The organism is Sphingomonas sp. Leaf21 (assembly GCF_916858675.1).
In the GTDB taxonomy this organism is placed as follows: Bacteria; Pseudomonadota; Alphaproteobacteria; order Sphingomonadales; family Sphingomonadaceae; genus Sphingomonas.
The window spans coordinates 187,184-210,370 of record NZ_CAKASM010000001.1 but is presented as its reverse complement, the minus strand read 5'-3'; the positions used below and the strand labels follow the sequence as shown (position 1 = coordinate 210,370).

Below are 23,187 nucleotides of genomic sequence, written 5' to 3'. Positions count from 1 at the left end.
CTCCCATTCGGGAAAACGATCATGCCGACCACTGCGAAAATCTGCGGGCTGACGACGACCGCGACCCTCGACGCGGCCTTGGGCGGCGGGGCGAGCCATGTCGGCTTCGTCTTCTTTCCGGCCTCGCCCCGGCATCTGACCTTCGATGTCGCCGCAGGTCTGGCGGGGCGCGTGCCCGATCACGTGCGGCGCGTCGGCGTGTTCGTCGATCCCGACGATCAACTGCTGGAGGCTGCCGTTCGTGCGGGGATGCTCGACGCCATCCAGCTTCATCGAACCGCACCCGCCCGCGTCGCCGCGATCCGCGCGAAGTTCGACAGGGAGGTCTGGGCCGCCGTCGCGATCAAGCAGCGCGCCGATGTCGACAAGGCGCGCGACTATGCCGGTGCCGCCACGCTGATCCTCTACGACGCCAAGACGCCGGACGATGCGTCGCTCCCCGGCGGCATGGGGCTCCGTTTCGACTGGAGCCTGCTCGACGGGGTTCGCCACCCCTTGCGCTGGGCCTTGTCGGGCGGGCTGGATGCCGAAAATGTCGGCGAGGCGATCCGCCGGACCAACGCCCCGCTGGTCGACATATCCTCTGGCGTGGAAAGCGCGCCGGGCGTCAAGGATATGGACAAGATCGCCGGCTTCCTTAAAGCCGTTGCGACAAATCAGTGACAGGATCGTTTGCGCCGGACAGCCCGCAACGCCCAAGGAATACGAGATGAACGCCCCCAACTCCTTCCGCGCCCAGCCTGACGAGCGTGGCCATTTCGGCGAATTCGGCGGCCGCTATGTCGCCGAGACGTTGATGCCGCTGATCCTCGACCTGGAGCGCGAATATCGCGCGGCGCAGGTCGATCCGGCGTTCAAGGCCGAGTTCGATGGGCTGATGACCCATTATGTCGGGCGACCCAGCCCGATGTATTACGCCGAGCGCATGACCGAAATGCTCCGCGCGAATGCGCCCGAGGGCAAAGGGCCGAAGGTCTATTTCAAGCGCGAGGAGCTGAACCACACCGGCGCGCACAAGATCAACAACTGCATCGGCCAGATCCTGCTCGCCAAGCGCATGGGCAAGACGCGGATCATCGCCGAGACGGGCGCGGGCCAACATGGCGTGGCGACCGCGACGGTGGCGGCCCGCTTCGGCCTGCCCTGCACCATCTTCATGGGCGCACGCGATATCGAGCGGCAGGCGCCCAACGTGTTCCGCATGAAGTTGCTCGGTGCGGAGGTGCAGTCGGTCACCTCGGGCGCGCAGACGCTCAAGGATGCGATGAACGAGGCGCTGCGCGACTGGGTCGCGAACGTCCATGACACGTTCTACATCATCGGCACCGCAGCGGGCCCGCATCCCTATCCGGAGATGGTTCGCGACTTCCAGTCGGTGATCGGCACCGAGTCGCGCGCGCAGATCCTGGAAGCGGAGGGCCGCTTGCCCGACCTGCTGGTCGCCGCGGTCGGCGGCGGGTCGAATGCCATCGGCTTGTTCCACCCCTTCCTCGACGATCCAGAGGTGAAGATGTTGGGCATCGAGGCGGCGGGCCACGGCCTCGCCACCACCCAGCACGCCGCCAGCCTCACCGGCGGCAAACCCGGCATCCTGCACGGCAATAAGACCTATTTGTTGCAGGACGAGGATGGCCAGATCACCGAGGCGCATTCGATCTCGGCCGGGCTCGACTATCCAGGCATCGGTCCCGAGCATAGCTGGCTCAACGATACCGGTCGCGTGATCTATGAGGGCATCACCGACACGGAGGCGCTCGAGGCGTTCCAGCTCTGCTGCAAGATCGAGGGGATCATTCCCGCGCTAGAGAGCAGCCATGCGCTGGCCGGTCTGATCAAGCGCGCACCGTCGATGGACCGCGACCAGATCGCGCTCGTCAACATCTCGGGCCGTGGTGACAAGGACATCTTCACCGTCGCCGACGCCATGGGAGTGAAAATGTGAGCCGGATTGCCGAGCGTTTCGCGACGTGCGCCGAGGCTGGCCGGGCCGCGCTCGTGACCTTCGTCACGGCGGGCGATCCGACCCCCGGCGACACCGCCGCGATCCTCGACGCGCTGGTCGCGGGTGGTGCGGACGTGATCGAGCTGGGAATGCCCTTCACCGATCCGATGGCCGACGGCCCCGCCATTCAGAAGGCCAATATCCGTAGCCTGGGTGCGGGCACGCGGACCGCCGACGTGCTGTCGATCGCGGCCGCGTTCCGCGCGCGTCACGCGGACGTGCCGCTTGTCCTGATGGGCTATGCCAATCCGATGACGGTACGCGGTCCCGAATGGTTCGCCAAGGCCGCCGCCGAAGCCGGAGTCGACGGGGTCATCTGCGTCGACGTCCCCGCCGAGGAAGACGATGCGCTCGGCGTCGCGCTGCGTGCGGAAGGGGTAGCCTCGATCCGGCTCGCGACGCCGACAAGCGATGCCGACCGCCTGCCGACGATTTTGACGGGGGCCGACGGCTTCCTCTACTACGTATCGGTCGCGGGGATCACCGGACAGCAACAGGCGGCGCAATCGTCGATCGAGGAAGCCGTTGCCCGGCTGAAATCGGCGACCCACCTGCCCGTGGCGGTCGGGTTCGGCGTTCGCACTCCCGAACAGGCGGCGGCGATCGGTCGCGTGGCCGACGGCGTCGTCGTCGGCTCGGCGATCGTCGACCTAGTCGGCGAACACGGCGCCGCTGCGCCCGCGCCGGTCCGCGCCTATATTGAAACTCTGTCGTCGGCACTGGCCGACGCGCGCAAGGAACTCGCATGAGCTGGCTCAACAGCGTCCGCAACGTCATCCCCTTCGTCGTCAAGAAGGAGACGCCCGACAATCTCTGGCACAAGTGCAAGGGCTGTGGGCAGATGGTCTTCACCAAGGAGCTGGAAGACAATCTGAACGTATGCCCCAAATGCGACCATCATGATCGCATCGGACCCAAGGTGCGTTTCCGCCATCTGCTCGATGAGGGCAGTTGCAGCGAGCTGCCCGCCGCCAAGGTGCCGGAAGACCCGCTCAAGTTCCGCGACTCGAAACGCTATGCCGACCGCCTGAAGGCCGCGCGCGTCAGCGCCGCCGAGGCCGACGCGCTCATCAATGCGCGCGGCACCATCCTGGGCCACAAGGTCGTGGTCGGCGTGCAGGACTTCGCCTTCATGGGCGGGTCGATGGGCCTTGCGGTGGGCGAAGCCTTTGTGCGCGGCGTCGAGGCGGCGATCGCCGACCAGTGCCCCTATGTCATCTTCACCGCATCGGGCGGCGCGCGCATGCAGGAGGGTATCCTCAGCCTGATGCAGATGCCGCGCACTACCGTTGCGATCCAGATGCTGCATGACGCGGGCCTGCCCTATATCGTCGTGCTGACCGATCCGACCTCGGGCGGCGTGATGGCGGCCTATGCGATGCTGGGGGACGTGCAGATCGCCGAGCCCAAGGCGACGCTGGCGTTCACCGGACGCCGGGTGATCGAGAACACGATCCGCGAAAAGCTGCCCGATGATTTCCAGACGTCGGAATATTATCTCGACCACGGGATGCTCGACATGGTCGTCCATCGCCACGACCTGCGGGAGCGTCTGGCGACAGTGATCGGCTATCTGACAGGATCGCGGCAAGCCGCCTGACGGCCCGTCGATCCGCGTCGCCTTTGCGCGACGACGACGCTAAAGGGGCGGGCCGGGAGGTCCGCCTCTTTCACATTTCCTCCGCTCCATTGCGAGACCGGCCGATGCCCGATCATGCCCGCTCCGAACATCCCGACGTTCAGGCGCAACTCGACCGTTTGTGGTCGCTGTCACCGGGCGCGGACATATTGGGGCTGGAGCGGATCACGACGCTGCTCGGTCGGCTGGGCGATCCGCAACATCATCTGCCACCGGTCTTTCACGTCGCGGGCACCAACGGCAAGGGTTCGACCTGTGCGTTCCTGCGCGCCGCGATCGAGGCGTCGGGCCAATGCGTCCACGTCTACTCCAGCCCGCACCTCGTTCGCTTCAACGAGCGCATCCGGATCGCGGGCGACCTGATCTCCGACGAGGCGCTGGCCGCCGTGTTCCGCGAAGTGCTCGATCGCGCGGAAGGAATCGGGGCGAGCTTCTTCGAGGTCACGACCGCCGCCGCGTTCCTGTCGTTCGCGCGCGCCCCGGCGGCGGCGACGATCGTCGAGGTCGGGCTGGGCGGACGACTCGATGCGACCAATATCCTGCCGCCATCCGCGATCTGCGGGATCGCGGCGCTTGGTATCGATCATGAAGCGTTCCTTGGACGGAGCCTGACCGGGATCGCGCGGGAAAAGGCGGGTATCGCCAAGCGCGGCACGCCACTGGTGACGATGGACTATCCGCGAGCACTCCGTTCCGCCATCGCGCGGGTCGCCGCCGACGCGGGTGCGCCGGTGGTGGCACGCGGCGAACGTTGGTTCAGCGAGACTCGGGGGCAGCGGGTCGCGTACCGGGACGAGCAAGGCGAAATCCTGCTCCCCCGCCCCGCCCTGTCCGGCGGGCATCAGGCACGCAATCTCGCGCTCGCGGTGGCGATGGCCCGGCATCAGAACGCCGTCTCGATCCCCGAAGGCGCACTCAAGGCCGCCGCGGCGCGTGCGACATGGCCCGCCCGGATGCAAAGGCTGGCGGATGGCCCTCTGACCGCGATATTGCCCGGCGGCAGTGTCTGCTGGCTGGACGGAGCGCATAATCCGTCGGCCGCGAGCCCGGTCGCTCGCGCGATGGCGCGGTGGCGGTCGCACGGTCCCAGCGCGCTGATCCTTGGAATGCTGTCCAACAAGGAAGCGGGGCCGGTCATCGAAAGGCTGGGCGCGATGGTGGACCTCATCGTGACGGTGCCCGTTCCCGATCATGCGAGCCACAGCCCCGACGACCTGGCCGCCTTGGCCAGACGGTCAGGCATGGAGGCGATGGCGGCCGTTGGCCCGGCCGAGGCGTTGGCCGCCGTCGCGGCGCGGTTCGGTGCGCCCGTGCAGGTGTTGATCGCCGGGTCGCTCTACCTGGCGGGGCAGGTGCTGGCCCTCAACGGCGAAGTGCCGCGATAACGCGACGAGCGCCTCGCTCCGTCGGTATTATTTGCGATTGACTATCAATAGCGAGGAATTAGCATGGGGCTTCGTTATCACGGAGTCCCAGCCGATGGCCGAAACCACGACCCTGTCCGCCACGCTTCCCCATATGCTGCCAGCGTGCCCCCATGCGCGTATCGCGCTGTTCGCGGTCCGGCGGATGGGTGCGCACGGGCTGGCGGACGCGCGCGCGGCGCACACCTTGTTGACGGTCTTCGGGCAGGATTTCCGGCGTCCGCTGCTGCTCCTGCGGACCTTGATGGCCGATCTGGCGGCGCATGCCTCGGGACAGATCGCGATCGCGCCCTGCTGCTGCGCGCGGATGACGGCGGCGGAGGCCGCACTGCTCACGATCCTGGCACAGATCGAGACCGCACCTGACAAGGTGCGCTATCTGATGAGCGATCTGCTGGGCGTCCGGCGGGTGGACGGCGTGCTCGCGAGCGCGGCGGCGGTCAGCGCCGCATTCGCCGACGAGGGGCGACCGATCAGTTGCTGACCGGCACGTCCCGACGGGCGTCCCCCTCTCCTTCGACGCCCGCGCTGCCTATCGACCGATCGACCAGGCCGGTCCGCGCCATCCACCAGAACAGGAGGACACCAGGCACCGCGACGATCGTGGTCAACAGGTAGAAGTCGACATAGCCGACCTGTTCGACCAGCGCGCCCGCGGTCGTGCCGCTCAGGATCCGACCGACGATACTCGCCGCCGCCGAGATCAGCGCATATTGCGCAGCGGTGAAGCGCAGATCGGTCAGGGCGGAGAAATAGGCGACCACGGTCACGCCGCCGATCCCGCTCGAGAAATTCTCGAATCCGATCGCACCGGCCATCCCCCAGTTGCTGTGCCCCAACGCGGCCAGTCCGGCGAACGACAGGTTGGAGACCGCCATCAGCACCAGGCTGATCAGCACCGACCGCTTCATGCCGAGCCGCGCATAGAGCACGCCGCCGACGAAGACGCCGATCAGCAAGGCCCAGAAGCCGACGCCCACGTCATAGAGCGCGATCTCATCCTTGCTGAACCCCAGATCGTTGAACAGCAGACGGAAGGTCAGGTTGGCGAGCGTGTCACCGATCTTGTGGACGAGGATGAACGCAAGGATGACCGCCACGCCCTGCCGCCGGAAGAATTCCGCGAACGGGCCGATCACCGCGCGGACGATACCCTCGGTCGGACGCTTGGCGGTGATCTCGCTATGCCGCGCCGGTTCGCCCATGACGAGCGCGGTCAGGACGGCGGGCAGTGCGAAGGCACAACTGACCAGATAGGCGACGCTCCACCCCGCGCGGGTGGCGACGATCAGCGATAGCGAGGCCACCAGGGCCGAGCCGATCCGCCAGCCATATTGCCCCATCCCGGCCCCGACGCCCAATTGACGCGGTTCGAGCAGCTCGATGCGATAGGCGTCGATGACGATGTCGAACGTCGCCCCCGCCACCCCGAGCGCGATCGCCGCCAAGGCCGTCTGCGCAAGCGAGACGCGCGGATCGGCAAGGCCCAACCCGATCGCAGCAAAGCAGACGAGGGCAGCGACGACGAGCAGCCAGGATACGCGCTGGCCAAGCCGATGGAGGACCGGAATCTTCACCCCCTCGACGATCCAGGCCCAAAGGAACTTCAGGTTATAGGCCAGAATCACAAGCGCAAAGGCCGTGACGCTCTTCTTTTCGATACCCGCCTCGGCCAGTCGGCTCGAAAGCGTCGCGTTGATCATCGTCAGCGGAAAAGCCGATGATATGCCCAGCGCCAGGGAGGCCAAGGGGGCCGCCTCGACATAGGGCCGCACTCCGTCCCGCCAACCCGCACGCGCCATAGAAACCCGATCCGACTATCGCAAAGCGTGGACCGTAGAGAGCTTGACCCCGCCGGGCAACGGGAACCCGATCAGGCGCGGGCGAACAGACGGAAACCCGCTGGCAAGCGGCTGGGCGACTTGCCGGTCCGCCGCTGCTCGATCGCCGCGATCGCGCCCAGCAACTCGCGCGAGCCATAGGGTTTCATGAGGATTCCCTCGGCAAGGTCCTCGACGCCATCGGGCGGCGTGCCGGTCAGGAACAGGACGGGAATGTCGCGGCCATGCGCGGCGCGCGCGACGTCGACTCCGCTACCGTCGGCGAGCCGGATATCGGCGAGCACGAGATCGATCGCCGTGCCCCCCTCGATCAGCGTGACAGCCTTGCTGACGCGGTCGACGGTGGCGACGATCTCGTAATCGGCGTCGCTCAGGACATGCTCCGTATCGAAGGCGACCAGCGGTTCGTCCTCGACAACGAGCAACCTGACCAGCTGCCGCTTTTTGCGCCCGAAGATCTTCATCCCTCTATCGGCCTGTCTCTCTTGCCCCGCTCGTATCCGTAACGCTTTGTCGAGGCGAAACGACGCAATTAATTTCCTTTAGCCTGTACCCTATGTATCAGCGTCCATCATGACATCAGATCAACGTATCGCCAAGCTGCTGGCCCGTGCCGGAGTCGCGTCGCGACGGGAGGTCGAGCGGATGATCGCCGAGGGGCGAATCGCCCTGAACGGCACGGTCATCGACACCCCCGCCACCCTGTTATCCTCGCTGGACGGGGTCACGGTCGACGGCGATCCCGTCGCCGCGCCGGAGCCGACCCGGCTCTTTCTATACAACAAGCCGACGGGCCTGCTCGTCACCGAACATGATCCGGCCGGGCGGCCGACCATCTATGATCGTCTACCTTCCGAGCTTCCGCGTGTCGTTCCGGTCGGGCGGCTCGATCTCAATACCGAAGGGCTGCTGCTCCTGACCACCGACGGGGGTTTCAAGCGACAGCTCGAGCTGCCCGCGACGGGTGTCGAGCGGACCTATCGGGCCCGCGCCTATGGCGACGTCACTCAGGCTCAGTTGGAAGAGCTGATCCACGGAATCGAGATCGACGGTATCCGCTATGGCCAGATCGACGCCAATCTGGAGCGTCGCACCGGCGCCAATGTCTGGATCGAGATGACGCTGCGCGAGGGCAAGAACCGCGAAGTCCGGCGCGTCCTGGAGCATATGGGGCTGCAGGTCAGTCGGTTGATCCGGCTGCGCTATGGCCCCTTCGTACTTGCTGATCTGCCCGCGGGCGAGGTGGGCGAGGTAAAGGGCTCGGCGATCGTCGAATTCCGGAAGACCCTGCTTGGCGGCATCCCCGCCGACGCCGTCCGTCCGTCCCCGCGCGACGGGTTTCGGGCAGCCCCGACGCGGGCCGCCACGCCGCGCGCTCGAAGCGAGCCAACCGGCGAAGCGCGTCCCGAACGGACCCCGCGCCTCCCGTCCGGGCAGGGTGACCGAACCAGGCCCGTCGCCAAGCGGGCTGACGCCCGGCCCGAGCGGGACGACCGTCCGCGTCGCGGCGCCGAGGCCCCATCGCTGCGCTCCGACCAGTCGTCCGCGCCGCGCGGTGACGACCGTGCGGCATTTGGCGGCCGCGGAAAGCCCTTTGCCAAGCGGCCGGGCGGTGATCGCAATGATGGCGGTGCCGCCTCCGCCTCTGGTCGATCTGCCCAAGGCGAGCGCGGCAAGCCCTTCGATAGGCGCGACACCGCTGAGCGCGGCGATCGCGCCGCCCGTGGGGGAGCTCCCGCCGGTCGATCGGACCGCTTTGCGCCGAACGGCCGGGGCAGCGACGGGCGGGATACGGAGCGCTCGAGTGCTGGTGAACGTGGCAAGCCCTTCGCGAAGCGCCCGTCCCAGGAGCGCGGCGAGCGAGGCGACCGCCCCGATCGGGGTAGTGCCGCGCCATCGGGGCGGCAGGGTCGCCCGCCCTCCGGTCGACCGGAGGGCAAGCGGCCGACCAACCGCCCGGGCGGCGGCGCGCGGCCAGGTCGGCCACGGGGGAATCGCTGATGCGCGTCATCGCTGGACAGTGGCGCGGTCGTCCGCTCGTCGCACCCAAGGGCGAAGTGACGCGGCCCACCGCCGACCGGACCCGAGAGGCGCTGTTTTCGATGCTGACCGCGCGGCTCGGCGATTTCGACGGGCTGGCGGTGGGTGATTTCTTTGCGGGCTCGGGAGCGCTCGGGATCGAGGCGCTGTCGCGCGGCGCGGCCTCCTGCCTCTTCGTCGAACAGGATCGCAACGCGCTCGATGCGTTACGCGCCAATCTCGACAAGCTGGGAGCCAAGGGCGACGTTCGCGCCGCGTCCGTCATGGCGCTCGGCCCCGCCCGCCAGCCGCTCGACCTGATCCTGATGGATCCGCCCTATGGCACCGGCGCGGGCAGCGTGGCGCTCGACAAGCTGGGGCGCCTCGGCTGGATCGGGGCAGGCACGTGGATAAGCATCGAAACCGCCAAGCAGGAAGAAATCACGCTGGCTGGGTTCACCGTCGACGCCTCGCGTGTGCACGGAAAGGCGCGACTGACCCTGCTGCGTCAGGCTTGAACGCTGCGCCCCCGCATCAACGTGATACCGGCAAGGCTGAGCAACCCGGCGGCGACGAGATAGCCGCCGACGAAATTGAGCCCTCCCCGCTCGGTGAGCGCCTGCGCGGCGATCGGGGCGAGCGCGCCGCCGACGATGCCGCCCAGGTTGAACGTCATCGACACGCCGGTGTAGCGCACGCCCGCCGGGAACAGCGCGGGTAGCCAACCGCCGAGCGGGCCATAGGCGAACCCCATCACGAACAGCGACAGCGAAAGCCAGACGAAGACGATCGCGAGCGATCCCGACCCCAGCATGGGCCCCATCACCAGCCCGACCAGCACGCACCCCGCAAAGCCCAGGGTCAACATGGCGGGAGCGCCACGCCGGTCCGCCATCACGCTCGACACGATGACGCCCAGCGCGAGGAAGAGGATCGCGACGAGTTGAACGCCCAGGAATCCCTCGCGCGGATAGCCGAGTACGGTCGTTCCGTATCCCAGCGCAAAGGCCGTCGCGAGATAGAAGATCGCAAAGCAGGCGATGACGCCGCCCGTCCCCGCGAGCAGTGCGCGGCCATGATGCTGAACCAGCGTCGCGAACGGGATCCGCGGCAGTGCCTCGGCCTGTTTGGCCTGCGCGAAGTCGGGCGTCTCGGTCAGCCTGAGGCGAACCCACAGGCCGAGCAGGACCAGCACCGCGCTCGCCAGGAATGGCAGGCGCCAGCCCCAGGCACGAAACTGCGCGTCGGTCAGGACCAGGCCCAGCATCAGGAAGAAGCCATTGGCCAGGATGAACCCGACCGGCGCGCCGAGCGGGGGAAACATCCCCCAGGTATTCCGTCGGCCCGGTGGCGCATTCTCGACGGCGAGCAGGGCGGCCCCACCCCATTCCCCGCCAAGCCCCAGGCCCTGCCCCAGTCGCGCCAGGCAGAGCAGCAGCGGCGCGACCCAGCCCGCCTGCGCATAGGTCGGCAGGAAGGCGATCGCGACCGTCGAGCCACCCATGAGCATCAGGCTGACGACCAGCGTCGACTTTCGCCCCACCCGGTCGCCGAAATGGCCGAAGGCGATCGCGCCGATCGGGCGGGCGACGAAGGCGAGGCCGAAACTGGCATAGGACACCAGCAACTGCGCGGTCGCCGACGAGGACGGGAAGAAAAGCGGCCCGAAGACCAACGCCGCCGCCGTCGCGTAGATGTAGAAGTCATAGAACTCGACCGCCGTGCCGGTCAGGCTGGCCAGCAGGATGTGGCGATGCGACGGAGCCGATGCATGGGTCATGCCCCGTCCGTGCAGAAGCCGAGGGTCTTCGTAAAGACCCCTGCCCGCCAAATCGGGCATCGTACCGGCCCGGATCGCCCGGTCAGCGCGCCAGAATGCCGGTCAGGCCGAGCAGCAACCAGTAGAGCAAGCCCGAGAGAAGCATCGCCGCCGGAAGCGTCAATACCCAGGCCAGCACCATGTTGCGGATCGTCCTCACTTGAAGCCCGGCGCCGTTCGCGACCGAAGCACCGGCCACGCCGGAGGTCAGGATATGCGTGGTCGAAACCGGCCGTCCCAGGAACTCCGCCATCAGGATGGTCGCGGCGGTCGTCAGTTCGGCGGCGGCCCCCATGCCATAGGTCAGATGGGTCTTGCCGATCCGCTCGCCAACCGTGACCACGATCCGCTTCCAACCCACCATCGTGCCGAGGCCGAGCGCCAATGCGACCGTCACCTTGACCCATAGCGGGATGTATCGCGTCCCGCGCTCGAGATCCTTGGCGTAATTGTCGAGCGACTCGATCTCGGTCGCGGTGAAACGGCTCCTGGCACCGTCGCTCTTGGTCACCATCCGGGTCGTGTCGAGTACCAGGTACATGTCGTTGCGGAGGTTCGGAACGACGGCGGCTGGCACGCGGCTGAACGCGCCGTAATTGCCGATCCGCTCGCCGATATCGCGCGAAAGGACCGACAGGCCGGTATAGACCTGGGGCGTGTCCACCGCCTTGGCGCGGACACCGGCCACGACGACCGCGCGTGCCTGGTCGATCGAGGGGCGGCCGCCGACGCCATGCGCGGCATAGGCAGCGGAGGCGACCTGCGCGCTGCGGACGAAGGCGGGCATCGCGCTCTCGGGCAACGTCCGGTTCAACGCATAGGCCGTGGGCGCGCAACCGATCAGGATCAGCATGATGAGACCCATGCCCTTCTGCCCGTCATTGCCACCATGCGCGAAGCTGACCGCCGTGCAGGTGAAGATCAGCAGCGCCCGGATCCCGCGCGGCGGCGGGGTATCGCCCTGCGGCTCGCGATAGAGGCGCTTGTCGCGGAAGAAGCGCTTCATGACCAGAAGCAGCATCAGCGCGCTGACGAAACCGATCAGCGGGCTGAACAACAGCGCGTACAGGACCTTCTGCACCTGCGCCATGTCGACGCCCGAGGTGCCGGGAATCCTGGACAGAAGCTGGTTCGCCAGCCCGACGCCCAAGATCGACCCGATCAGGGCGTGGCTCGACGAATTGGGCAGACCCACCGCCCACGTCGCCAGATTCCACAGCACGGCGGCCAGAAGCAGCGCGAAGATCATCGCGAACCCCGCCGCCGACCCGACATGCAGCATCAGGTCGATCGGCAGCAGCGTGATGATCGAATAGGCGACCGCCCCGGTCGAGACCAGCACGCCGAGGAAATTGAAGAAGCCCGACCAGACCACCGCCAGTGGCGCCGGCATCGAATGCGTGTAGATCACCGTCGCCACAGCATTCGCGGTGTCGTGGAAACCGTTCACGAATTCGAAGCCCAGTGCGATCAGCAACGCGAGGCCGAGAAAGGCGAACACCCCCATCGCCATCGGCTCACCCACGCGGGCGGTGTCGACCGCGATGCTGTACCCGGCATAGCCAAGTCCGCCGACCAGCAGGATCACGAAGATCCAGCGCCCCATGGGGTGCAGCCCGGTATCGAGACGGGGTCCGCGAATACGGGATTCGGATTGGCCACCGGCGAGCGCGATTGAAGTCATGACAATGATCCGTTGCGCCCTTGAGGTGACATTTTGATGACTATGGGGCCGCTGCCGTCCCGCTCCGCAACGCGACCGGCGCCGTTGCTGGCAGACCGGTCGCCCCCGGCAACGATGTTTAGCGATTGCTCGCCAGGGCCGTCGGAGCGGCGACCAGCGCAGCGATCTGGTTCGAGGCGTTGGCCAGCATTTCCTTGCGACAATGCTCGACATCGAGGTTCGAGACGATGTCGCTTGTCAGATTGCCACATGCACGGGCCGCCGCGCGACGAACGCGCCCCTCGAGCACCGCGCGTTGATCGGCGCGGCGCAGATCGAGGTCGCCGCGATGGACGGTAACGGAAACAGGCTCACGAAACTGAGCCTCGGCGATAGCGGGCACGAAAAGCGAGGCCGCGACGGCGGCGGTCAAGAATCGGTTCATCGAAGAAGCTCCTGCAGCGTGGCGTGCCCGTCACGGCGATGGTCGGCGTCGGCGCGACGCCGCCGAAGCTCATCGGCACGCGTGGCGCCCTAGCGAGGCCGCATGTCGCTTTCGGGTCGGGCGTGCGACGGGATCATGACGACACCGCAATGAAACAATTGGCGCAAAGTGCCGCCAATGGTTGCTCCACCTGCCAACGTTCCCTAACTGTTCGCGATGACCGCCACTTCGCCCGATCCCGCCACTTCGCTCACCGATTATCCGTATCTGCGGACGCTCAACCCGGCGCAGCGCGAGGCGGTGCTGACCACCGACGGTCCGGTACTGGTGCTGGCGGGGGCGGGCACGGGCAAGACGGCCGCGCTGACCGCGCGGCTTGCGCACCTGCTTTACACGCGCAAGGCGTGGCCCTCGGAAATCCTGTCGGTGACCTTCACCAACAAGGCCGCCCGCGAAATGCGCGAGCGTGTCGGACGGCTGGTCGGCGATGCCGTCGAAGGAATGCCCTGGCTCGGCACGTTCCACGCGATCGGTGCCAAGATGCTGCGCCGACATGCCGAACTGGTCGGGCTGCAATCCAATTTCACCATCCTCGATACCGATGACCAGCTACGGCTTCTCAAGCAACTCATCGTCGCGGCGGATCTGGACGAGAAACGCTTCCCGGCGCGCGCGCTGGGTGGGCTTATCGATGAGTGGAAGAACAAGGGGCTCGTCCCCGCCGACATCGACGCGGGCGAGGCGGAACGCTACGCCAACGGCCAGGGCGGCGAGCTTTACCGGCAATATCAGGAGCGGCTGCGCAGTGTGAACGCCTGCGACTTCGGCGACCTGCTGCTCCACATGCTGACCATCCTGAAGACGCATCGCGACGTGCTCGAACATTATCAGCAGCGTTTCCGCTACATCATGGTCGACGAGTATCAGGACACCAACAGCGTCCAGTATCTCTGGCTGCGGCTGCTCGCGCAGGCGCGCAAGAATATCGCCTGTGTCGGCGATGACGACCAGTCCATCTATTCCTGGCGGGGGGCGCAGGTGGAGAATATCCTGCGCTTCGAACGTGATTTCCCGGGCGCGAAGATCATCCGGCTCGAACAGAATTATCGTTCGACCCCGCATATCCTCGGCGCAGCCTCGGGCGTCATCGCGAATAATGGCGGGCGGCTGGGCAAGACCCTGTGGACCGAGCTCGATGTCGGCGAGAAGGTCCGCGTGCTCGGCGTCTGGGATGGCCCCGAGGAGGCACGCCGGGTCGGGGAGGAGATCGAGGCGGCGAAGCGTTCGGGCACCTCCTATGGCGACATCGCGATTCTGGTCCGCGCCTCGCACCAGACTCGCGAGTTCGAGGATCGCTTCATCGCGATCGGCCTGCCCTACCGGATCGTCGGCGGTTTCCGCTTCTACGAACGCGCCGAGATACGCGACGCGCTCGCCTATCTCCGCATCGTCAACCAACCCTCGGACGATCTCGCGTTCGAGCGGATCGTCAACGTCCCGAAGCGCGGCCTGGGCGACAAGGCGCTGGCCAAGATCCATCAGCTTGCGCGGGCCGAGGGGATGCCGTTGACGATCGCGGCGGCGCGCATTCTGGATACCGACGAACTGACCCCGCAGGCGCGGCGCAGCCTGGGCAATCTGATCGGCGATATCGCACGCTGGCGCGACATGGCGCGTGACCTCGCCCATCCCGAACTGGCGAGGCAGTTGCTCGACGAGAGTGGCTATACCGCGATGTACCAGAACGAAAAGTCGGCGGAGGCAGCCGGGCGGCTCGAAAATCTGACCGAGCTCGTCCGGGCGATGGAGGACTATGAATCGCTCGGCGCCTTTCTCGAGCATGTCTCCCTGGTCATGGACCGCGATGGCGACCAGCGCGAGCCGGAGGTCACGATCATGACGATCCACGCCGCCAAGGGCCTGGAATTCGACACGGTCTTTCTCGCCGGTTGGGAAGAGGGGCTGTTCCCCTCGCAGCGGGCGATCGATGAGGGCGGCACCCGCAGCCTGGAGGAGGAGCGTCGCCTCGCCTATGTCGCGATCACGCGCGCGCGGCGAAAGGCGGTGATCCTCCACGCCGCCAACCGCCGCATCTATGGGCAGTGGACGTCCAGCCTGCCCAGCCGCTTCGTCGGCGAACTTCCCCCGGAGCATATCGACAGCGAGACCAGCATGACCGGCGGCGAAAGCCTTTGGCGGGCGAACTGGTCCGAACATGCGGACCCCTTCGCCGACGTCGCCCGGGGCACCGGCCGTGGTCCCGGGTGGCAGCGCGCGGCGACCAGCCAGGCCGGGCTTCAGGGGCGCCCGGCGCGCATCGTCGAATCGCGTTCCCCCTCGGTCGGACTGGGCCAGAAAGGCCGCGACGACCTGACCCTGGGGGAGCGGGTGTTCCATCAGAAGTTCGGCTATGGCCGCATCGAGACGATCGAGGGCAACAAGCTGGAGATCGATTTCGAGCAGGCGGGGCGCAAGCGCGTGATGGACAGTTTCGTCACCAAGGCGTGACCCGCGAGCGACGCCGTTCAGGAACCATATCAATTCGCAGCCGTATCGGTCGCATCGCCCGATTGTCCGGGCATGGAGGATAGGATCGATGGGCTTTCGTCGTCTGGCCATCGCAGCAATCACGACCGCCGTCACGCTGACGGCCGTTCCCGCCACCGCGCAGTCCGCCGCCGACGATGCGCGCTTCCGGGCGGCGCAGGCGCGGTTCGACCGGGAATATCAGATCTATCGGCAGGAGGTCGACCTGTACCAGTCGCAACGCGACCGTGGCGGCTATGACAATGGCGACTATCGCCCCGCCCCGCCGCCCGGCGGCCCCGGAGGCTATCGTGTGGCGCCGCCGCGGCCGGCGGATGGCTATGACGGCAATGGCGAGCCCTATTACGATCCGGTCGGCGACTATCGCGACGGCCCGCAATATCGCGAACGCGTGCTTCAGCCGCAGGACCGGGTCTATGCCGGGACCGATGGCCGCTATTATTGCCGCCGCTCGGACGGGACGACCGGTCTGATCATCGGCGGCGCCGCCGGTGGCGTGCTGGGCAATCTGGTCGGCGGGCGGAGCAGCACGATCGCGACGCTGCTCGGTGCCGCGGGCGGTGCGCTGGCGGGTCGTTCGATCGACCAGAACCAGAGCCAGGTTCGCTGCCGCTAGGGCGACCCGGCGACGCGGCCCTGACGGCACGCGTCGCCGGTCATCCCCGGTGTCAGGAAGGCTCGATCATCATGAGCGCGGCATTCCGATACTTGTCCGCGCCGCGCTCGAACAGCGTGCTCGCGGTGAAACGCCGGGGCGTCAGGCGCAGCGAGCCGAGCCCGGCAAGCTTGAACGTCCCCATCTTCTCTTCACGCGGTGGCTTGCCGTCGCGCTCGATCGTCGTCGCGTCGACATAGAGCTCGTCGTGGCGGGTGAAGATCACGTGCGGCGCCAGCACCACCTCGCCGCGATTGTACAAGGCAGACACCGCCTGCATCTTGACGATCGCTTCGAAGATGATGGCGGGAGCGCCAGCCGCCGGCTCAGCCGGACGGCGCTCGGTCGTCGTCATATCGGTCATGCCTTGCATTTGCCCATCCTGCCGCAACGCAGCAAGACCTTTATTGCCGCATACGTCATACGAAAAAAGGCCGGGCGACGCCACCCGGCCGCCAGGTCGTCAGGGCTTGGGCGGGCCCATCAGCTTCTGCGCGAAATAGACCATCTGCTGCGCGCTCAGTCGCGCGCCCTGCGCGATATCGGCATCGCCCGAATGGCCGCCCGCCGTATCTTCGTAGAAAAGATAGGGAATGCCATATTCCGACAGCCGCGCGGCAAACTTGCGCGCGTGCTGCGGCCCGACCCGATCGTCCTTCGTCGTCGTCCAGATATAGGGCTCGGGATAGGCGACACCCTTGCGGATATTGGCATAGGGCGAGATCTTGCGGAGGAACGCCGCCTCGGCAGGCACGTCGATCGAACCATATTCGTCCTTCCAGGAATCGCCCGCCGCAATCTTCTGGTATCGGACCATGTCGAGCAGCGGCACCTGGATCGTCACGGCCTTCCACAGCTCGGGATGCTGTGTCAGTTCGACGCCCATCAGCAGGCCGCCGTTCGAGCCGCCATAGATCCCCAGCTTCTGCGGGCTGGTGATCTTGCGTGCGAACAGGTCCTTCGCGACGGAGGCGAAATCATCATAGATGATCTGACGCTTCGTCTTGCGGCCCGCATCATGCCATTTGGGACCGAACTCGCCACCGCCCCGGATATTGGCGAGGACGAACGCACCGCCCCGCTCGGTCCAGATCTTGCCGGTCGATCCCAGATAGGTCGGCAGGCGCGCGATCTCGAACCCGCCATAGGCGGTCATCAGCGTAGGCGTCGTGCCGTTCAGCGTCGCGCCCTTGGGCAGGACGACGAAATAGGGGATCCTGGTCCCGTCCGTCGACGTCGCTTCATATTGATGGACAGTCGTCCCGGTCGCGTCGAAACGCGCGGGCAGTGTCTTGAGTACCGAGGGCGTGGCGGGGCGCTCCGCGTCGAAACGCGACAGCACGGTCGGTGTCGTGAAGCCCGAAGTCGACAGATAGACGATGTTCGACCGATCGCTGGTGCTCGCCACGTCGACCGCCATATTGTCGGGCACGGTCACCGCCGTCGACGACCAGCCACTGACCGTCGGCGCGAAGACGCTCGCCCGCCCCCGGACATTGTCGATGAAGGTCACGACGACCCGGTCGCGCGTTGTCGCAACGCCCTCCACCGCCTGGCGGTCGGTCGGCCTGAACAGCGGACGCGGCGTGATCTTGCCCGCCTCCAGTTCGGACAGCGGCGCCCAGACGACCGATCCGGCGGGATGCCCACCCCAGTCGTCACTCGTCTGGAAGACCACGCGGCCATCCACCATGCCCGACGGAAATGCCCGTGCGGGCATCGCGACCGGCTTGGCACCGCCGGTCGGCGTCCAGAAGAGCTTGTCGCCCCCGAAGAAGGTCTGGCGCCGCTCGATCATCACCGCGCGATTGCCCTTCGCATCGGTCAGCACGCTCGCATAGGTTCCAAGCTCGTCCGTCGGCGCACCGCGAAAGATCTCGGTGGCCTGAGAGAGGGGCGCACCGCGCTTCACCATCTTCACGACGAAGGGGTAGCTCGACTGGGTCAGCGTCCCCTGCCCCCAGTCGCGGCTGACCAGCAGCGTATCCTTGTCGAGCCAGGCCGCACCCTGTTTGGAGGTGGAGAGGCGGAAGCCGTTCGGAACGAACTGCCCCGTCTGCATGTCGAACTCTCGATATTCGATCGCGTCCTCACCACCCTCCGACAGTGCGACCAGACAGAGACGCTCCTCCGGGCTGAGGCAGTTTACGCCCTTCCATACCCATTTCTTCCCCTCTGCCTTGCTCAGCGCATCGAGGTCGAGAAGTGTCGTCCAGCGCGGATTGGCGGAGGCATAGTCCGCCTCGCTCGTCCAACGCCAAAGACCTTGCGGATGATCGGCGTCGCGCCAGAAATTGACGATCCGGCCGTACATCTGGCCGGGCATCGGGATGCGATCCTTGGCCGACGCGATCGCCAGAGCCTCACGGTAGAAGGTCTGATAGCGCGGATCGTTCTGGAGCCGTGGCAGGGTCTTGGCGTTCTCCGCCTCCACCCATGACAGCGCCTTGGGGCCGTCCTTGTCCTCCAGCCAGATATAGGGATCGTTTTCGGTCATCCGATTCGCCTGCGCCATCACGGCACCCGCCGCAAGCTGGCTGGTCAGCATCGACCCCGCCAGCATCCACCGCCATCCCCGCATCCGTCACGCTCCATATCATACTCGATCGCGCAACAATGTGACTTCCCCGCGCGAGGCTGGCAATGCGTCACGGCAGCGTCATTGTCGTTTTCTCGGGCGAGCCCCCATCCCGCGCCGCCAGCTACAGGGTTACGGGCAGGATATCGCTGCCGGACCGTAAACGGAACGCCCGTACCGCCGAGCCGTTCAAGGCGCGCACCTCTCGCAGGACCGCTCAGGAGCAGATCATGCCTTATGTAAAGACGCGCGACGGCACGGACATCTACGTCAAGGATTGGGGTGAAGGTCGCCCCGTGGTGCTGCTCCACGGCTGGCCGCTGTCCGCCGATATGTGGGATCCTCAGATGATGGCGCTGGCCGACGCGGGCTTCCGCGCGATCGCCTATGATCGCCGGGGCTTTGGCCGGTCGGGTCAGCCCTGGTCGGGCTATGACTATGACACCTTGTCGGACGATCTCGCCGATGTGCTGGAGGCGACGGGCGCGCGCGATGCGGCGATCATCGGTTTCTCGATGGGCGGCGGTGAAGTGGCGCGCTATATGAGCCGACATGACGGCCGAAATGTCATCGCCGCGGGCCTGATCGCCTCGGTCGTGCCCTTCATGTTGAAGACGGACGATAATCCGAACGGCACCGACCAGTCGGTGTTCGATCAGATCGGCCAGAACCTCCGTGATGACCGTGCGCATTTTCTGCGTCACACGTTCCTGAAACAGTTCTTCGGCGTCGGCTATATCACCAGCCCGGTCAGCGACGAGGTTCTCGACTGGGCGACCGGCGTCGCGATGCAGGCTGGCCTCAAGCCGACCCTGGCCTGTGCGGAGGCGTTCAGCCAGACCGACTTCCGTCCCGACCTCGCCGCCTTTCGCGTGCCGACCCTCATCATCCACGGCACGGGCGACCAGACGGTGCCGATCGATGCGGCCGGTCGGGCGGCGGCGGCGGGCATCGCGCATTCGCAACTCGTGGAATATGACGGCGCGCCGCACGGGCTGAACGTCACGCATGGCGATCGGCTGACCAGCGATCTGCTGACCTTCCTGGGACGCTGAACGGACAAGGGCGGTACGGCAGTGCCGCCCTTGCCTATTTCAGGGGAACGATGACCTCGTCCGGGTGCGCGACATTCAGTTCCTTGCGCACCATCTCGTCCACCATGTCCGGATTGGCGTGGTCGGGATCGAGCAGCGCCACGCGGTTCTTGAGGATCATCCGCTTGCGGTCGAGCGACGCGTAATCCTGCTCGCGCTTGACGAGCTGACGCTGATACTCGCCATAGGCGAGCAGGCCATTGCGCCCCAGCACCGCATAGGCGCCGAAGAACGCGACGATGGTAAGGCCAAGGGCGGGCAACGCGGCCCGCCGCATGGTTCGCATGAAAGGCGTCGGCTTTCTGTTCACGGCTATCATTGTCGTACCGACGCCCTTCAAATTCAAGCGCGTATCAACACGTCGCGACCGGCATAGCGCGCCGCGTCGCCAAGCTCTTCCTCGACGCGGATGAGCTGGTTGTACTTGGCGAGCCGGTCCGAACGCGCGAGGCTGCCCGTCTTGATCTGGCCGCAGTTGGTCGCGACCGCAAGATCGGCGATGGTCGAATCCTCGGTTTCGCCCGACCGGTGCGACATCACCGCCGTGTAACGCGAACGCTGCGCCAGCGACACCGCCTCCAGCGTTTCGGTCAGCGTGCCGATCTGGTTGACCTTGACCAGCAGCGAGTTGGCATAGCCGCCCTCGATGCCCTTCTTCAGGCGCTTCGGATTCGTGACGAACAGATCGTCGCCGACGAGCTGCACCTTGTCGCCGATCAGATCGGTCAGCGCCTTCCAGCCCTCCCAATCGTCCTCGGCCATGCCGTCTTCGATCGACAGGATCGGATATCGGCGGGTCAGGTCAGCGAGATATTCCGCCATCTCATGGCTCGACAGGATCTTGCCCTCGCCCGAGATATTGTACTTTCCGTCCTTGAAGAACTCGGTCGCGGCGCAGTCGAGCGCGATCATCACGTCGTCGCCCGGCTTGTACCCGGCCTTCTCGACCGAGGCCATGATGAAGTCGAGCGCTTCGGTGGTCGAGGCGATGTTGGGGGCGAAACCGCCCTCGTCGCCCACGCCGGTCGCCAGGCCCTTTTCGTGAAGCGCCTTCTTGAGCGTGTGGAAGATTTCCGAACCGCAGCGGACGGCTTCCATGATGTTCTCCGCCCCGACGGGCATGATCATGAATTCCTGGAAGTCGATCGGATTGTCGGCATGCTCGCCGCCGTTGATGATGTTCATCATCGGGACGGGCAGTAGATGCGCCGATACGCCGCCGACATATTTGTAGAGCGGCAGGCCGCGCGCTTCCGCTGCCGCCTTCGCCGCCGCCAGGCTGACGCCCAGGATCGCGTTCGCGCCCAGGCGGCCCTTGTTCTCGGTGCCGTCCAGCTCGATCATCGCACGGTCGAGATCGGCCTGGTCCTCGGCATCCATGCCCAGAAGCGCGTCGGTGATCTCGTCGTTCACCGCCTCGACCGCCGCATCGACGCCCTTGCCCATCCAGCGGCTCTTGTCGCCGTCCCGCTTCTCGACCGCCTCATGCGCGCCGGTCGACGCGCCCGACGGCACGGCTGCACGGCCGAAGCTGCCGTCTTCAAGCAGAACGTCCACCTCGACCGTGGGATTGCCGCGGCTGTCCAGGATCTGGCGCCCGTGGATGTCGATGATTGCGGTCACGTAACGATGCTCCTACATCAGCCTTGAAGGTCTCGGCGGGGCTCTATCGTGTGACCGCGCGAAGGGCAATTGCGGGAAAGCATGGAACCGTGGTTCCGCTGCCGGGGTTAAGAGGCGAACTGCCCGGTCACCCGGGCCAAGGAGGAAAGGATTTCCCATGGCCGACACGGACAATAATTTTCCGCTGTCACAGGACAGCACACCGGGCTTCGGAGCCAATGCCGCCGTCGCTCCGGAGGTCGCCGCCCCCAACGCGGCACCCGGCGCTTTCGGGGACGATGCCGCGACGAAGAGCAAGGCCAGCCTGTCCGACGCCAAGCAGCAGGTGAAGGACGGCGTCACCAAGGTTCAGCATCAGGCCGTCGACAAGATCCACGCGCTGGCCGGCGACGGCAAGGCGAAGGCGGGATCGGCGCTCGATCAGGTCGCCCAGCTGCTGCACGACGCGGCTGGTCAGGTCGACGAGAAGCTCGGCAGCCAATATGGGCAATATGCCCGTTCGGCGGCCGACAGCGTCACCTCGCTGTCCGGCGCGATCAAGGACAAGGATGTCGAGGAACTGCTCGACGACGCGCGGGCTTTCGTGACGAAGAGCCCGGCGGTCGCCGTCGGCATCGCGGCCGCGCTCGGCTTCGTGCTGGCGCGCGTGGTTCAGTCGGGCGTCGAAACCCGCTCGCCGGTCGACACCGCCGCGTGACGCGCGCGACCTCCTCCCTGTCGGCGGCGACGTCGAGCCCCGAGACGCTGACGTCGTTGGTGTCGCAGCTGGTCGATGACGGTCGGTCGTACATCACCGCCGAGATCGACCTCGCCAAGGCCCGCGCCACGGACAAGATCGGTCGCTATCGCAGCGCCGCGATCTTCCTCGGCGCGGCGGCGGTGCTGGCGCTCGCCGCGCTGATCGCGTTGCTGGTCGGGCTGATCTTCGCCCTGACCCCCGCGACCGGGCCGCTCGGTGCGACGCTGATCGTCGTGGGCGTCGTGCTGGTCGTCGCCGGGATCCTGGCGATGGTCGGCAAGTCCCGTCTCTCGGGAGGAACAGCATGAGCGTCACCGAAGCCGAAGTGCGGGCTGCGGCCGCACGGGAGCGGATGAGCCACACCGCTTCGAAATTGCAGGCGCGGCTCGAACCGCACGCGCTGGCCGCTCAGGCGAAGGAGGCCAGCCTTTCGGCCGCAAAATCGAGCCTGGATTGCGCGAAAAGCAATCCGGCCACGGTCGCGGGCGGTGTTGCCGTACTTGGCCTGTTACTCAATCGTCGGCGGATCGCCCGCCTGTTCAAGCGCAAGCGCTGATGTGGCTCGCCGACGCGGAATCGTCGGCGGGTTAGTCCAGAAGGATGTTCGCAATGACCACCGAAACCCAGACCGAACAGCAGGCCGACCGTCTCCGTGACAAGCTCGACCAAGGGCGCGAGACCGCATCACAGGCCTATCACGATGCCAAGGACAAGGCAGGCGAGTTGGCGCACAAGACCGCGCGGACCATGGAGGCCAATCCGCTTGGCATCCTGGTCGGTGGCCTTGCCGTCGGCGCGATCGCTGGCGCGCTGATCCCCCGCTCCGTCCGTGAGAAGGAGCTGCTGTCGCCGCTCGGCAAGAAGCTGGGAGAGGCAATCCGCCAGGCGACGCAGGCCGCGCGGGAAACCGGACTGCGCGAGCTGGAGCAGGCCGGGCTGACCAAGGACGCGGCCAAGGATCGCGCCAAGACGCTGCTCGACGATGTCGTGAAGGCGGCCAGCACCGCCGGATCGGCGGCAGCGAAGGCGGCGACGAACAAGACCACCGACTGACCTGTCAAAGCTTCAGCGGACACGGGCGTTCGGCAGGCCAAAAGGC

Annotated in this window: 24 protein-coding genes; 15 read left to right on the top strand and 9 right to left on the bottom strand. The window is 66.5% G+C overall.

Going from position 1 to position 23,187, the window contains the following annotated elements; all coding sequences use genetic code 11:
* Positions 1-21 precede the first annotated feature (21 nt).
* From LRP66_RS00975 to LRP66_RS00950, 6 genes are all read left to right on the top strand, one after another.
* Complete coding sequence (locus LRP66_RS00975) at positions 22-663, top strand: phosphoribosylanthranilate isomerase (RefSeq protein ID WP_230480602.1); 642 nt, start codon at positions 22-24, stop codon at positions 661-663.
* 46 nt (positions 664-709) lie between these two features.
* Positions 710-1,942, top strand: coding sequence for a tryptophan synthase subunit beta (gene trpB / locus LRP66_RS00970; RefSeq protein ID WP_230480600.1), 1,233 nt, complete (start codon positions 710-712; stop codon positions 1,940-1,942).
* The gene (gene trpA, locus LRP66_RS00965; protein WP_230480599.1) at positions 1,939-2,751 is read left to right on the top strand and encodes a tryptophan synthase subunit alpha; all 813 of its coding nucleotides are present in this window, start codon (positions 1,939-1,941) and stop codon (positions 2,749-2,751) included. The genes trpB and trpA overlap by 4 nt, the downstream gene beginning before the upstream one ends.
* The gene (accD, locus tag LRP66_RS00960; protein ID WP_230480597.1) at positions 2,748-3,602 is read left to right on the top strand and encodes an acetyl-CoA carboxylase, carboxyltransferase subunit beta; all 855 of its coding nucleotides are present in this window, start codon (positions 2,748-2,750) and stop codon (positions 3,600-3,602) included. The genes trpA and accD overlap by 4 nt, the downstream gene beginning before the upstream one ends.
* 104 nt (positions 3,603-3,706) lie before the next feature.
* Entirely contained in the window at positions 3,707-5,026 is a 1,320-nt protein-coding gene (locus LRP66_RS00955; protein WP_230480590.1) for a bifunctional folylpolyglutamate synthase/dihydrofolate synthase, read from the top strand.
* Positions 5,027-5,120: 94 nt separating this feature from the next.
* A complete protein-coding gene (locus LRP66_RS00950; protein ID WP_230480586.1) occupies positions 5,121-5,549 on the top strand; it encodes a DUF6628 family protein in 429 nt (142 codons plus the stop codon).
* Here LRP66_RS00950 and LRP66_RS00945 read toward each other — a convergent pair.
* Both LRP66_RS00945 and LRP66_RS00940 read right to left on the bottom strand, forming a co-directional pair.
* On the bottom strand, positions 5,539-6,867 hold the full coding sequence (locus LRP66_RS00945) for an AmpG family muropeptide MFS transporter (protein ID WP_230480585.1): 1,329 nt from the start codon (positions 6,865-6,867) through the stop codon (positions 5,539-5,541). The two genes, LRP66_RS00950 and LRP66_RS00945, sit on opposite strands and share 11 nt — an antisense overlap.
* A 71-nt stretch (positions 6,868-6,938) precedes the next feature.
* The gene (locus tag LRP66_RS00940; RefSeq protein ID WP_230480584.1) at positions 6,939-7,370 is read right to left on the bottom strand and encodes a response regulator; all 432 of its coding nucleotides are present in this window, start codon (positions 7,368-7,370) and stop codon (positions 6,939-6,941) included.
* Positions 7,371-7,479: 109 nt separating this feature from the next.
* Between LRP66_RS00940 and LRP66_RS00935 the strand changes: the two genes are divergently transcribed.
* Positions 7,480-8,907 carry a pseudouridine synthase gene (locus tag LRP66_RS00935; protein WP_230480583.1) on the top strand — a complete coding sequence of 476 codons (1,428 nt, stop codon included), beginning with the start codon at positions 7,480-7,482 and terminating at the stop codon, positions 8,905-8,907.
* Positions 8,907-9,443: a 16S rRNA (guanine(966)-N(2))-methyltransferase RsmD gene (gene rsmD / locus LRP66_RS00930; protein WP_230480581.1), complete on the top strand. Its 537-nt coding sequence runs from the start codon at positions 8,907-8,909 to the stop codon at positions 9,441-9,443. Before LRP66_RS00935 ends, rsmD begins: the two co-directional genes overlap by 1 nt.
* Here rsmD and LRP66_RS00925 read toward each other — a convergent pair.
* The 3 genes from LRP66_RS00925 to LRP66_RS00915 all read right to left on the bottom strand — a co-directional run bounded on the left by LRP66_RS00925 (position 9,434) and on the right by LRP66_RS00915 (position 12,852).
* Positions 9,434-10,705 (bottom strand): MFS transporter, encoded by a 1,272-nt coding sequence (locus tag LRP66_RS00925; RefSeq protein ID WP_230480576.1) that lies wholly within the window; start codon positions 10,703-10,705, stop codon positions 9,434-9,436. The two genes, rsmD and LRP66_RS00925, sit on opposite strands and share 10 nt — an antisense overlap.
* A gap of 82 nt (positions 10,706-10,787) precedes the next feature.
* Entirely contained in the window at positions 10,788-12,428 is a 1,641-nt protein-coding gene (locus LRP66_RS00920) for an inorganic phosphate transporter (RefSeq protein WP_230480574.1), read from the bottom strand.
* 118 nt (positions 12,429-12,546) lie between these two features.
* A complete protein-coding gene (locus tag LRP66_RS00915; RefSeq protein WP_230480573.1) occupies positions 12,547-12,852 on the bottom strand; it encodes a UrcA family protein in 306 nt (101 codons plus the stop codon).
* Between the two features lie 216 nt (positions 12,853-13,068).
* Here LRP66_RS00915 and LRP66_RS00910 point away from each other — a divergent pair, with 216 nt between their 5' ends.
* Complete coding sequence (locus LRP66_RS00910) at positions 13,069-15,360, top strand: ATP-dependent helicase (protein ID WP_230480572.1); 2,292 nt, start codon at positions 13,069-13,071, stop codon at positions 15,358-15,360.
* A gap of 88 nt (positions 15,361-15,448) precedes the next feature.
* On the top strand, positions 15,449-16,015 hold the full coding sequence (locus LRP66_RS00905) for a glycine zipper 2TM domain-containing protein (RefSeq protein WP_230480570.1): 567 nt from the start codon (positions 15,449-15,451) through the stop codon (positions 16,013-16,015).
* A gap of 52 nt (positions 16,016-16,067) precedes the next feature.
* On the opposite strand, the gene LRP66_RS00900 is transcribed toward LRP66_RS00905, so the two are convergent.
* Positions 16,068-16,409 (bottom strand): hypothetical protein, encoded by a 342-nt coding sequence (locus tag LRP66_RS00900; RefSeq protein ID WP_230480569.1) that lies wholly within the window; start codon positions 16,407-16,409, stop codon positions 16,068-16,070.
* A 108-nt stretch (positions 16,410-16,517) separates the two neighbouring features.
* Positions 16,518-18,635, bottom strand: a complete 2,118-nt coding sequence (locus LRP66_RS00895) for a prolyl oligopeptidase family serine peptidase (protein ID WP_230480566.1) — start codon at positions 18,633-18,635, stop codon at positions 16,518-16,520.
* Positions 18,636-18,862: 227 nt separating this feature from the next.
* On the opposite strand from LRP66_RS00895, the gene LRP66_RS00890 reads away from it, so the two are divergent.
* Positions 18,863-19,687, top strand: a complete 825-nt coding sequence (locus tag LRP66_RS00890; protein ID WP_230480564.1) for an alpha/beta fold hydrolase — start codon at positions 18,863-18,865, stop codon at positions 19,685-19,687.
* 34 nt (positions 19,688-19,721) lie between these two features.
* Here the strand turns inward: LRP66_RS00890 and LRP66_RS00885 are convergent, their stop codons facing one another.
* Complete coding sequence (locus LRP66_RS00885; RefSeq protein WP_230480562.1) at positions 19,722-20,012, bottom strand: FtsB family cell division protein; 291 nt, start codon at positions 20,010-20,012, stop codon at positions 19,722-19,724.
* A gap of 56 nt (positions 20,013-20,068) precedes the next feature.
* Positions 20,069-21,349 (bottom strand): phosphopyruvate hydratase, encoded by a 1,281-nt coding sequence (gene eno / locus LRP66_RS00880; protein WP_230480561.1) that lies wholly within the window; start codon positions 21,347-21,349, stop codon positions 20,069-20,071.
* Positions 21,350-21,506: 157 nt separating this feature from the next.
* Here eno and LRP66_RS00875 point away from each other — a divergent pair, with 157 nt between their 5' ends.
* From LRP66_RS00875 to LRP66_RS00860, 4 genes are read left to right on the top strand one after another with little or no spacing between them, the layout of a single operon-like run.
* Positions 21,507-22,046 carry a hypothetical protein gene (locus tag LRP66_RS00875; protein ID WP_230480560.1) on the top strand — a complete coding sequence of 180 codons (540 nt, stop codon included), beginning with the start codon at positions 21,507-21,509 and terminating at the stop codon, positions 22,044-22,046.
* A complete protein-coding gene (locus LRP66_RS00870; RefSeq protein WP_230480557.1) occupies positions 22,043-22,396 on the top strand; it encodes a phage holin family protein in 354 nt (117 codons plus the stop codon). Before LRP66_RS00875 ends, LRP66_RS00870 begins: the two co-directional genes overlap by 4 nt.
* The gene (locus LRP66_RS00865) at positions 22,393-22,644 is read left to right on the top strand and encodes a phosphatase (protein WP_230480554.1); all 252 of its coding nucleotides are present in this window, start codon (positions 22,393-22,395) and stop codon (positions 22,642-22,644) included. Before LRP66_RS00870 ends, LRP66_RS00865 begins: the two co-directional genes overlap by 4 nt.
* Before the next feature lie 53 nt (positions 22,645-22,697).
* Entirely contained in the window at positions 22,698-23,141 is a 444-nt protein-coding gene (locus LRP66_RS00860) for a hypothetical protein (RefSeq protein WP_230480552.1), read from the top strand.
* Positions 23,142-23,187: the final 46 nt, after the last annotated feature.